Source organism: Agrobacterium sp. CFBP2214 (assembly GCF_030209895.1).
Taxonomy (GTDB): Bacteria; Pseudomonadota; Alphaproteobacteria; order Rhizobiales; family Rhizobiaceae; genus Agrobacterium; species Agrobacterium radiobacter.
Map to the genome: position 1 here is coordinate 40,530 of NZ_JARVRC010000029.1, position 11,059 is coordinate 51,588.

Here is an 11,059-nt window from a genome sequence, read left to right on the forward strand (position 1 = left end):
ATGATTCCACATCTCCGGTCCGCTTGCGAAGAAGTGCAGGCTCCCGCCGGTTTCTTTGAGCGTATCATTGAAGCCGGGTTCCGAGGGGATGTAGAAACATCGGCTTCCTCTCGCGCGGTCCTTGCCACCGATAACTCCATCTACCAGATGGAGCCTGCCGGGGTGCTTTTTCCCGAAGATACCGGTGACCTGAAAATTGTTGCCAAGGTACTTTCAGAGCCTGCCTTTCGCAGCATGGTCATTGCGCCGCGCGGCGGTGGCACCGGCACCAACGGTCAGTCGCTGACATCAGGCGTTGTGGTGGATTGTTCCCGCCACATGCGTCGGATCCTTGAGATCGATCCTGTGACGCGGGTGGCTCGTGTCGAGGCGGGTGTGGTCAAGGACCAGCTTAACCGGGCACTCAGACCCTATGGCCTGTTCTTTGCACCGGAACTCTCGACTTCGAACCGCGCAACCATAGGCGGGATGATTTCCACCGATGCCTGCGGCCAGGGATCATGCCTCTATGGCAAGACCTCAGGCCATGTTCGCGGCCTGCGCGTGGTGCTCATGGATGGCTCGGACCTGTGGTCACGCCCGCTGGATAGCGCCGCATTGGCTGAAACGATGGCCCGTGATGACCGGACAGGCGAAATTTACCGCACTGTCGAGCAGATTACCCGCGAAAAGGCCGCCCGTATCCGCGAGATTTTCCCCGATCTCAACCGCTACATGACGGGTTACGACCTTGCCCATGTGCGGCGCGACAATGGTGATTTCGATCTCAACGCCATTCTGTGTGGCTCGGAAGGCACGTTGGCGATGATCGGCGAAGCCGAACTCAATCTGCTGCCGATCCCGGCACATGTGGCGCTGGTGAATATTCGCTATGGCGATTTCAATACCGCGCTGGAACATGGCCGTAAACTCACTGCGCTGAAGGTTGCGTCTGTCGAGACTGTTGACGAGAAGGTCCTCCGCCTCGCGAAGGGCGATATCGTCTGGAACGGCATAGCCCGTTTCTTTCCCGATGATGCGGCCGGTGCAGCCAACGGAATCAATATTGTCGAACTGCTGGCCGATGACGAGGCTGAGCTGGAGCGGCATCTGGCGCAGGTCATTGCAGCGCTCGACATTGACGCCAACCATCGGGGATATACCATTGCCCGTGGTCATGATGATGCCGAAGCGATCTGGGCGATGCGCAAGCGCGCCGTCGGTCTGCTGGGCAATGTCGAGGGGCCGGTGAGGCCGGTGGCCTTTGTGGAAGATACGGCCGTGCCGCCGCAGAACCTTGCGGCCTATATCCGGGAGTTTCGGGCGCTGCTCGATGATGCCGGCGTGTCCTACGGCATGTTTGGCCATGTGGATGCGGGCGTTCTGCATGTGCGCCCGGCGCTCGACCTGACCCGCGATGACCATATGCCGATGGTACGCCACATCAGCGATGCCGTGGTAGCGCTGACCCGCAAATATGGCGGCGTGTTGTGGGGTGAGCACGGCAAGGGCGTGCGTTCGGAATATGTGCCGCAGTTCTTTCAGGACCTTTACCCGGATTTGCAGCGCATCAAGCAGGCGTTCGATCCCGATAATCGCCTTAATCCCGGTAAGATCGCCACACCGGCTTCACAAGCCCTGTTGAAAATCGACGAAGTGCCGCTGAGAGGAAGCGTCGATCGAATTATCGGCAACGAAATCCGATCCGCTTTCGATAATGCCGCTTATTGCAACGGCAATGGCGCCTGTTTCGACTTCGATGAGACCAGCCCGATGTGCCCGTCCTACAAGGCAACGGGCGACAGACGCCTGTCGCCGAAGGGTCGGGCGATGCTGATGCGGGAATGGCTGCGATTGCTTGCCGAAAAGGGAACCGATCCGCGAAAGGAGGCTGCGGCGTTGCGCGTCGGAATTGCGGCCTTGCCGGCATTTATTCGTCGGGCGGCAAACACGCTTAATCCGGCCAACAAAAGCGATTTCTCCCATGAAGTGCGTGAGGCCATGGACAGTTGCCTGGCCTGCAAGGCCTGTGCAGGCCAATGTCCTGTAAAGGTCAGTGTGCCTGCGTTCCGCGCCAGGTTTCTGGAACTCTATTACAGCCGTTATCTGCGCCCCCTGAAAGACCCGTTGGTTGCTGCTATCGAGACCACATTGCCCCTGATGATGCGGGCGCGGCTGCTTTACAATCTTATTGCCGGGACAGAAACGGGCAGGCGGTTCATACATATGGCAGGGCTGACATCGCTGCCGTTGCTGCCGGCCGTTTCGCTTTCAGACCAGGTTCGTCGCCTCAGCGTCCCCACCGCCACCCGCGAGCGGATCAAAAAGCTCACCCCGGCGGACCGGTGCCGGGCGGTGGTGTTCGTGCCCGATGTGTTCACGGCCTCTTTTGATCCGGATGTCGTGCTTGCGGCAGTGAGGCTTGCCCGCAAGATGGGGCTTTTGCCCTTTCTTGCCGAGCCGCAGATCAATGGCAAGGCGTTGCATGTATATGGCTATCTCGGCCGTTTCGAGCGTGCGGCGGCGCAAACGGCGCGTTATCTCCAATCGATTGCCGATCTCAAGGTGCCGCTTGTCGGGCTTGATCCATCGATGACGCTGGCGTTTCGCAGCGAATACAAATCGCTGCCGGGTGCGGCATTAAAGGCCACTGTTCTTTTGCCACAGGAGTGGCTGGCTGCACAAACCGGGCGGCTTCCGGAAACCCTGCCTCGGGAAGAGGGCTCCAGCTTCGGACTGTTGCTGCACTGTACCGAACGCAGCAATATTCCCGCCTCAGGAGGGCAGTGGAAACGGATTTTCGAAGGGTTGGGAATAAGCCTCGATATCATCGATGTCGGCTGTTGCGGTATGGCCGGAACCTTCGGCCATGAGGTGCGCAACCGCGCGATATCCGAAAAGCTTTACGGCATGAGCTGGTCGGCGCCGGTGTCAAATGTAAACGGGAATAATGTGGTCATGGCCACGGGCTATTCCTGCCGCTCGCAGGTGAAGGTGATTGAGGAGAAGTCGTTGCCGCACCCGTTGCAGGTGATAGATCGGCTTATCGGCTCAAAAGACCCATTTTAAAAAAACCATAGAAGAGGCCCGGGATGATCTTGTCGGACGTTCCAGGAATTCCATTGGAGGACCGGGCGCCGACCAATGCGAGCGTTTCCTCGACGCCTGTCCTGCAACAAAAGCGCCGGTGAACTGCACCGGCGCTCTGGTTTTGTGCTGCGGCTCAGAAGTAGCGAACTTCCTCAGCTTTGATGCTCAGAGGGTCTTTGCCGCGCTTGGTTAGCCACGAATAGACGGGCGGAACGCGATCAGCGATCGATTCGACGTGAATGTCGATCAAGCATGGGCCGGATGTATATGCAAAGGCTTCGGCCAGTGCCTCGTCGAGTTCTTTCGAATTGGTGGCTGTCCAGGCCTTGACGTCAAATGCTTCCGCAATCGCCTGCCCGCGCGGCGGCATAAAATCCACGCCGAAGCACTGGTTGTGGCCCTTCAGGCGGTGAAGCCCCTTGATCCAGCCGAAGGTGCCGTTGTTGAACAGCAGGAGAATGGCGGGAACCTGAAGGCGCACCAAGGTTTCAAGCTCGCCTACCGTCATGCCGAACGAGCCGTCACCGAACATGCCGATCGGCCGCCGGTCCTTGTTCGCAAACCACGCTCCAACTGTGGCTGGCAGCGCAGACCCCAGGCCGCCGAACGCGCGCGGTATGGCAAATCGGGTCCTGCGGTCTTTCAATTTGAGAAAGCGTGTCATGTGCGGGGTTGGCGTGCCCGCGTCGGAATAGATGTGAGCCGGTTTTCCGTAGGCTTCGAGCGCCTCGTTAAAGCAGCGCACCGCGCGTTCGGGGCGCAGCGGAGCGGCTTCGGAGCTCAAGAGCGCTTCGGCATTCTGCCAGAAGTTGGCACGCAACCCGTTCAGTTCATCGACCCATTCCTGCGTCCTTGCCGCATCATTATCAATAGGGGCCATGTCGATGAGGTGTTGGAGCACAAGGCGTGCATCACCCTGTACCGATACGACATTTTCGTAGTTGTTGGCCATGATCTCAGGATCGATATCGATCTGGGCGACACGCTTGTTGAGCGTGATCTTCGGGAAGGTCCAACCGATGGTTACGACCGAACCCATTCTTGATCCGACGAATAGGACAAAATCGGCGTGTTCCAGAGACCAGTTGGCATGCGGATGAAATCCGTTGTCGCCAATGACGCCCACAGCCAGCCGGTGATCATCAGGCATGGTGCCCTGGCCAGTCATTGTGGTGCAAACTGGAATATTCAGGCGTTCAGCGAGCTCAGTGACCTCCGGTCCGGCGCAGGAGCGGTTGACGCCGCCGCCCGAAACGATCAGAGGTTTCTTGCTGCTTGTCAGCATCGACATCACCGCGTCTAGCTTGTCCTGCGGCGGAAGCGTGGGATATGCGGGAAACTGTCTGCATTCCGTCTCGACGTGAAGCGATATCCGCGCCGGGTCTACCTCGGCCAGCAGCATGTCTTCCGGAATTTGTAGGTGGACTGCACCTGGTTTGCCAGAGCACGCAACGCGGAATGCGCGACGAATGATTTCCGGCAGTTTCTCCGCTGATTTCACCTGCACCGACATTTTGGTGATCGGGTCGAACAGGCGAGCGCAATCCAGTTCGGTCAAGACGCCACGGCCTTCACCGGGGAGGGGAATGTCGATCGTCAGCAGAATGACCGGAACCGAAGAGGAATTCGATTCAGCTACCGGAGGCAGCGAATACATGGCGCCTGCGCCCGATGGGCACTCGAAGACGCCGGGCTTGCTGGTAAAGCGTCCATAGGCATCGGCCATGTAACCGGCAGAGCGTTCGTCGCGTGCCATGACGTGGCGAATCTTGTCTTCGCGTTCCTGCAAGGCCTCATAAAGAGGAACGTTGGTGTCCCCCGGTACGCCGAATATCACTTCGACCCCATATCCGATCAGCATGTCCACTAGAATATCTGCACCGCGCACGACGGTCTCCTTTCGCTACTTTAAAATTCAGTCAAAACCTGACGCGGTTTGAGGATGATCACAGTGACCGATCCATGCCGCGGGAGGCATGATGAGATTTTTTCCCAACTTTCATGGCCCGGACGCACTCAGGTGAAACGCCTTGGCGAAAACGCTTCGATACCGGAGGTGGGTACCTTGCCGCTCACCATGTCAGCTACAATTCGGCCAGTGATCGGACCAGACGCAAACCCGACATGCCCGTGCCCAAAGGCATAGAAAACATTGTTCGAACGGGAGGAGGCGCCAATGACCGGCAGACCGTCCGGTGTAGACGGGCGATGCCCCATCCAACGGTCGAGCTTCATCTCCGCGCGTGGCGTCAAGTGATCGTATGTGGCAAGGGCGTGCTCGATCAGAATATCGACACGCTTCCAGTTGGGTGGTGTTTCTACCGATGCCAGTTCGACCTGTCCGGAGAGGCGCAGACCTTGTGATGTCGGTGTATTCGCCATCTTGCCATCGCTTGGCATGACTGGGCGCGAAGGCCCGTTCTCCTCGGAAACAAGAACGCCATGGTAGCCCCTCTCTGCTTCGAGGGGAATCCGGTCGCCAGCCTTGCGTGCGAGTACTTTGGACCAGACACCGGATGCGATCACGGCCCTGTCGCATTCGAGGCGACCGTTATCCGTCTCAACTGCTACCAGTTTGTCGCCGTCGAAAACAAAATCCTTCGCCCGCGCTTTGACAAGACGCGCGCCCCGTACAACTGCGTTTGCAACAATCGCGGCGACGTATGTACCGGGATCGACGCAATGGGCGCCATCTTCCGCCAGAACTCCGAAGGTGTAATGGCTGGAAAGGTGTGGCTCCCGCTCATGCAATTGTTCGGCATTCAATTCCCTCCAGCGCAAACCTGTCATCGATCGTAGATGCCATGACAATTTTTCCGCTTCGAAATTCTGTTTGCCGGGATAAGCGTAGAGCAGGCCTTCCTGTCGAATGAGATGGCCGAGGCCCAATTCTTCAGCCAGTTTGAGGTGGCGTTGCGGGCTGTCTCCAAGAAGGGTTGACAGCGCACGCGCGGTTTTCTCGACCCGGGCGACCGTCGAGCCGGCAATGAGAAACCTCACCAGCCAAGGCAGGAGCTTGAGAATATGCCGCCAACTGATGACGAGCGGACCTTTTGGATTGAACAGATAACTCGGAATCTGCTTCCAGAGACCCGGCATCGACATGGGTACGACCGATGCAGGGCTGATCCAGCAGCCGTGTCCATAGCTGGCGCTCTGGCGCCCACCCGGCTCACCGGCTTCAAGAATTGTAACCTGATGGCCGTCCCGGATTAATTCCAGCGCCGCACTTGCACCCACTATGCCTGCGCCAATTACGATTACGTGCATGTCTATCATTCCCGAGCATTACAGCGGTTAGACGATCGCTGATCGATGGGCGCAAAAATCTGTCTCCTGCTGTGAGCGGAAGTTGGGTTCAACGCTTTTCGATCACTTTAATGGACCCCGGGGCAGAACCGGGATGACCTGTTTTTCAGTTTGCGTGCCAACCAGGACCAGCGAGTGGGCCAATCGGCAAATCAGTTCGGACCAAGACCATTATGGAAATGGCTCAGGAAGGATCGCGTCGCCGGTTGAGCCGGATTGTCGATAACCTGGCGCGCTTCGCCTTCCTCGATGACACATCCGTCACGCATGAAAACCACACGGTCCGCCACATCGCGGGCAAATGCCATTTCATGCGTGACCAGCAGCATCGTCATACCTTCGGCGGCAAGGGAGCGGATCACGGACAACACCTCTCCCACGAGTTCGGGATCGAGCGCCGACGTCGCCTCGTCGAACAACATGACTTCGGGCTTCATCGCCAATGCCCGTGCAATCGCAACTCGCTGCTTCTGTCCACCGGACAAACTGTCCGGATGAGCCATGGACTTGTCGGCGAGCCCGACTTTTTCGAGCAGCCCGCGGGCGATTTCCCTTGCTTCGGCCTTGGATTTTCGCAGAACCGTGATGGGACCTTCCATCACGTTTTGCTCGACGCTCATGTGCGGGAAAAGATTGAAGCTCTGGAAAACCATTCCTGTCTTTGCACGGAAGGCGGCAAGCGCTTTGTCGCCGGGCAGCTTTCGCGTGCTGGAGAAGTCGATTGCTTGATCCCCCACGCGAATGAAGCCCTGCTCCGGAACCGTCAGCAAATTGACACTTCGCAGTAATGTCGACTTTCCTGAGCCGCTGGGGCCGATGAGGGCGACAACGCTTCCTTTCTTCACGTTCAGCGTAATGTCTTTCAGTACCTCGAAGTCGCCGAAGGACTTTTTCACGCCGACAAGCTCGATCATAGTGTGTTCTGACATAATGATAAGCCTTTCGTGATCAGCGGCCTGCGCGCGCTTCAAGCCGGTGGGCGAAGCGTGTCAGCGGGAAAAGGAGGATGAAATAGATGACAGCGATCATCGTGTAGGTTTCCAGCGGCCGATAGCTCGCCGATGTGATCAACTGGCCCTGATAAAGCAGATCAGGAACGGCCAGAACCGACAGAAGCGACGTGTTCTTCAACTGTAGAACGGTCTGGTTCATCAAGGGCGGGATCATTCTGCGAAATGCCTGGGGCAGGACGATCCGAGCCATGAGCTGATGTCGCCGCATGCCAAGCGCGCGTCCCGCATCCCACTGGCCGAGATCGACTGAAATGATACCGCCACGGATGATTTCGCCGAAGAAGGATGCGCCATAAAGTGTCAACGTGATGAAGGCTGCCGAACCCGGAGACAACTCTATTCCGGTCAGGATCGGCAGCGCATAATAGCACCACACAAGCTGGACCAGGACCGGCGTGCAACGGAATATCTCGATGAAGCCCGTGATAAGCGCGCCGAAGATTTTTACGTTCCCAAGGCGAGCCAGGGCAACCAGACAACCGACAATCAAGCCTGAAACCGCAGTGCCAATCGTAAACCCGATTGTATAAAGGACACCCGTCCAGATCAGGCTCTGGTACTGTATGAGAAAATTGAAATCCCATTGATATTGCATATCGTTCCCACTTTTTGTTTTACGCATTTCCGGACGGAAAACCGGCGTCCACTTTTCCTGGAAATGCTCTAGCGCGCTTCACGTATCGAAGCTCCTGCATGAAGCCACCGGCCAAGTGTGAGGATATCGAACACCGGAAGACCAAAACGCTTCGATATCTCCGCTGAAAAAGGCGGCAAGTTTGTACATTCAAATACGAGCGCGCCGATGGAAGGCTGCTTGTCGACGAGATCCTGAACCGTCTGCAATAACTCGTTGCTGAGGGCCTCGCGGTCATAGGGCTTGCCGCCCTCGATCAACTGGTGAAACGCGCCGCCTTTGGGCAGTCCGGCAACCGGAGGAATATCCTTGACGCCTGCTTCCCGGAAATGACGATCCGTTAGAGAGTTGAAATCATATGTAATCACTCCGACCTTCTTTCCAGCGGGAAGAAAGGCGGTGATTTGCGGAATTTGCAGCAGACTGGACGTTGCGACAGGAAGCGTCAGGCGGCTTGCGAGCGCGCTTTGTCGCAGCACCAGGAAACCGCATGATGTCGTCAATGCACAGGCGCCTTCTCTCGCCAGCTCTTCACCGGCGGCCACAAAGGCATCGAGCAACGCCGCATCGTCTTCACCATTGACGATCTTTCTGGCGCTTGCGCCTTTGACAGTTTTGTAGACGACAGGGAATGGCCAGCTTCCCGCGTTGCCCACATCACCCAAAGGACGCTCGAACGTTGTGTCGAGCATCATGATACCAAGCGAGTTGGCCATGATTTCACCGGAAAATACAATGGCCGCCGTGCATGACGCAACGGTAGCTCCTGTTGGAAACAGGGACAGGATCACGGGTGACCCTGTCCACACCCGATCATCAGAACTGAATATCGGCCGGAATATCCTCTTTCTGGACGCCGACCAGATCGAGACTTGAGGTAATCCAACTCGTCACCACGCCGGAAGAGCGATTGAATTCAAGCCAGTTGTCTACAAAAGTCCGGAATCGTGAGCTGTCCTCTGCACGAACGCCAGCACAGGTCGGCTGACGCACGATTGGTCCGGGAACAACGATTTTGCCGACATTCGCGTTCTTCTTGACAGTTACCAGTGACAGCATTGCGACCTGGATGACAGCGTCAGCGCGACCGGTTTGAACCGAGAGCGTCGCCTCGTCAGGGGTCTTCAGCGCGACGAGTGTCGCCTTTGGCAGAACGCGACGGGCAAAAAGATCATGTGTCGATCCGATATCGACCGCAATGCGGATTTCCGGCTTGTTCAGCTCTTCCCAGGTCTTCGGTTCAAGGCCAGGCTTGGCGATAATGGTGAAGGTATTCTGCATGATCGGACGGGTGAATTCGACCACCAGTGCACGTGACGGTGTGGGGCTAAGGCCGAACATGATGTCGATCTTGTTGGCTTGAAGATCGAGAACTGCGTTGCCCCAGGTGGTCTCGCTGATTTCGACTTCAGCCTCGAGCGACTTTGCCAGATCGCGGGCCATGCTCATACAAAAGCCAGACCACTCACCAGTCGCGATATCCTTATGATAATATGGTTCGGTTCCAACGATCCCGGCGACACGCAGCTTCTTACTGCTGCGTATGCGTTCAAATGTTGAGCCAGCAGCGGGCGCCTGTGCGAGTGCAGGTGCAGCAAGCGCGGTTGCAACCGCGCCCGCACCGGCAAGTCCAAGGAGGCTTCCAAAATCACGTCTGTTCATGTCATCCCCTTTTTTACATTATTTGATGGTACTCCTGCTTCGGCGGGTTCCCAGTTATCCGCGTGGCAGTCTCGGCAGCTACCTTTTCCCTTCGGGTTACAGGCACGTTCGCCGGATGAGTCAGTCTTGACGATCTTGCATTTAAAACAAAACATCGAATACTCCACCTTGCATGAGCTTTAGTCATGATGAAGGGGTTGGGCATTGAGGCGGTATCTTCCATCACTTTCGGCGCTGCATGCCTTCGAAGCTGCTGCCCGATATATGAACTTCACGCGCGCCGCTGATGATCTCGGTCTCACGCAGAGCGGTATCAGTCGGCAGATCCGTAATCTGGAGGATTTTCTGGGGACTACCCTTTTTCACCGTTCAGGCCCACGTTTGGTGCTGACGGAAGTGGGGGCCAACTATTATCGCGACCTTGCGTTCACGCTGGACCGGCTTGAGGAAATCTCGATCGATGCGGTTCGGGGCCGTAGTGTGGATTCCTCCCTGATGGTGGGAACGCATCCAACTTTTGCGGCCCGCTGGTTGCCGCAAAGGCTGTCCACGTTCATCTCGGCATTTCCCGACATACCTCTCGAATTCACACTCGCGACCCCTGCGACAGATTTTGAAACGACACGTCTGGACATAACGGTATTGAGGGGGGCTGGCACGTGGCTTCATGCCCGCGCGATTGAACTTTTCCCTGAAAAACTTGCTGTCGTTGCAGCACCCAGCCTCATTCCATTGGGCGAGAAACTCGATCCACTCGATTTTGCGAATTTCCCTATGATACAAAATGCCGGCAGGCCGAGCCTCTGGCTGAACTGGCTGCGTTTTGCCGGATTATCTTATAGCGGTCGTATTCAGGGAATACGATTTAGTCACTATGAGACGATCATAAATGCCGCAGTCAGCGGGCTTGGTATAGCAGTCGTGCCGACGTTTTACATCGAACATGAAATTGCAAACGGGCAACTACATATGCCGTTCGGAGAAGCTACACATTCCGACGATTCCTATTATGTCGTTTACCCTGAAAGAAAAGCGAACAATCCGAATGTTGTGTTGTTCAGGGATTGGTTGATCAGGCAATCTCGTAGATACGGGGAACAATAGAACGATTTCACAAGACAAATCATGATATCCCCACACTGAGATTATCTCAATGCCAGAGCGATTTGTATGGAGATGCAACCGGTTTGTATCAACAGGTCAAAATCGGATTGTACGCTAGAGCGGATCGGCGGTGCCGGTCGCGATGTTGTCCGGCGGATCGTTGCTGTGTTGATGAAGGCGCGGAATTGTCAGTAAAAGTTGACGTGCCCCCATTAAATTAGGCCATTTAGAACTGGAATTTTCCACTTATGATCCCTGGTGGGAAGAA

General features: G+C 56.5%; 8 protein-coding genes. 2 read left to right on the plus strand and 6 right to left on the minus strand.

The genetic code is table 11. From position 1 onward, the window contains the following. Window positions 1–3,048, plus strand: coding sequence for a D-2-hydroxyglutarate dehydrogenase YdiJ (gene ydiJ / locus QRN60_RS26330; RefSeq protein ID WP_111791480.1), 3,048 nt, complete (start codon window positions 1–3; stop codon window positions 3,046–3,048). A gap of 154 nt (window positions 3,049–3,202) precedes the next feature. Here ydiJ and QRN60_RS26335 read toward each other — a convergent pair whose 3' ends face one another. The 6 genes from QRN60_RS26335 to QRN60_RS26360 form a co-directional block, all read right to left on the minus strand. Next, window positions 3,203–4,957: a thiamine pyrophosphate-binding protein gene (locus QRN60_RS26335; RefSeq protein WP_111785195.1), complete on the minus strand. Its 1,755-nt coding sequence runs from the start codon at window positions 4,955–4,957 to the stop codon at window positions 3,203–3,205. A 128-nt stretch (window positions 4,958–5,085) separates the two neighbouring features. Further along, the gene (locus QRN60_RS26340) at window positions 5,086–6,339 is read right to left on the minus strand and encodes an NAD(P)/FAD-dependent oxidoreductase (protein WP_111785194.1); all 1,254 of its coding nucleotides are present in this window, start codon (window positions 6,337–6,339) and stop codon (window positions 5,086–5,088) included. 191 nt (window positions 6,340–6,530) lie between these two features. After that, window positions 6,531–7,307, minus strand: coding sequence for an amino acid ABC transporter ATP-binding protein (locus tag QRN60_RS26345; protein WP_111793151.1), 777 nt, complete (start codon window positions 7,305–7,307; stop codon window positions 6,531–6,533). A 19-nt stretch (window positions 7,308–7,326) separates the two neighbouring features. Further along, the gene (locus QRN60_RS26350; protein ID WP_111785193.1) at window positions 7,327–7,986 is read right to left on the minus strand and encodes an amino acid ABC transporter permease; all 660 of its coding nucleotides are present in this window, start codon (window positions 7,984–7,986) and stop codon (window positions 7,327–7,329) included. A gap of 68 nt (window positions 7,987–8,054) precedes the next feature. Beyond that, window positions 8,055–8,741, minus strand: coding sequence for an aspartate/glutamate racemase family protein (locus QRN60_RS26355; RefSeq protein WP_111785192.1), 687 nt, complete (start codon window positions 8,739–8,741; stop codon window positions 8,055–8,057). Window positions 8,742–8,841: 100 nt separating this feature from the next. After that, window positions 8,842–9,687: a transporter substrate-binding domain-containing protein gene (locus QRN60_RS26360; protein ID WP_111785191.1), complete on the minus strand. Its 846-nt coding sequence runs from the start codon at window positions 9,685–9,687 to the stop codon at window positions 8,842–8,844. A gap of 204 nt (window positions 9,688–9,891) precedes the next feature. On the opposite strand from QRN60_RS26360, the gene QRN60_RS26365 reads away from it, so the two are divergent. Continuing rightward, window positions 9,892–10,791: a LysR substrate-binding domain-containing protein gene (locus QRN60_RS26365; RefSeq protein ID WP_111785190.1), complete on the plus strand. Its 900-nt coding sequence runs from the start codon at window positions 9,892–9,894 to the stop codon at window positions 10,789–10,791. The last annotated feature ends 268 nt before the right edge of the window (window positions 10,792–11,059 follow it).

What these genes read in the sequence shown, in the direction of transcription:
- QRN60_RS26350 (WP_111785193.1), bottom strand. Translation starts at nt 7,986, where the DNA reads ATGCAATATCAATGGGATTTCAATTTTCTCATACAGTACCAGAGCCTG.
- QRN60_RS26340 (WP_111785194.1), bottom strand. Translation starts at nt 6,339, where the DNA reads ATGCACGTAATCGTAATTGGCGCAGGCATAGTGGGTGCAAGTGCGGCG.
- QRN60_RS26345 (WP_111793151.1), bottom strand. Translation starts at nt 7,307, where the DNA reads ATGTCAGAACACACTATGATCGAGCTTGTCGGCGTGAAAAAGTCCTTC.
- QRN60_RS26360 (WP_111785191.1), bottom strand. Translation starts at nt 9,687, where the DNA reads ATGAACAGACGTGATTTTGGAAGCCTCCTTGGACTTGCCGGTGCGGGC.
- QRN60_RS26355 (WP_111785192.1), bottom strand. Translation starts at nt 8,741, where the DNA reads ATGGCCAACTCGCTTGGTATCATGATGCTCGACACAACGTTCGAGCGT.
- ydiJ (WP_111791480.1), top strand. Translation starts at nt 1, where the DNA reads ATGATTCCACATCTCCGGTCCGCTTGCGAAGAAGTGCAGGCTCCCGCC.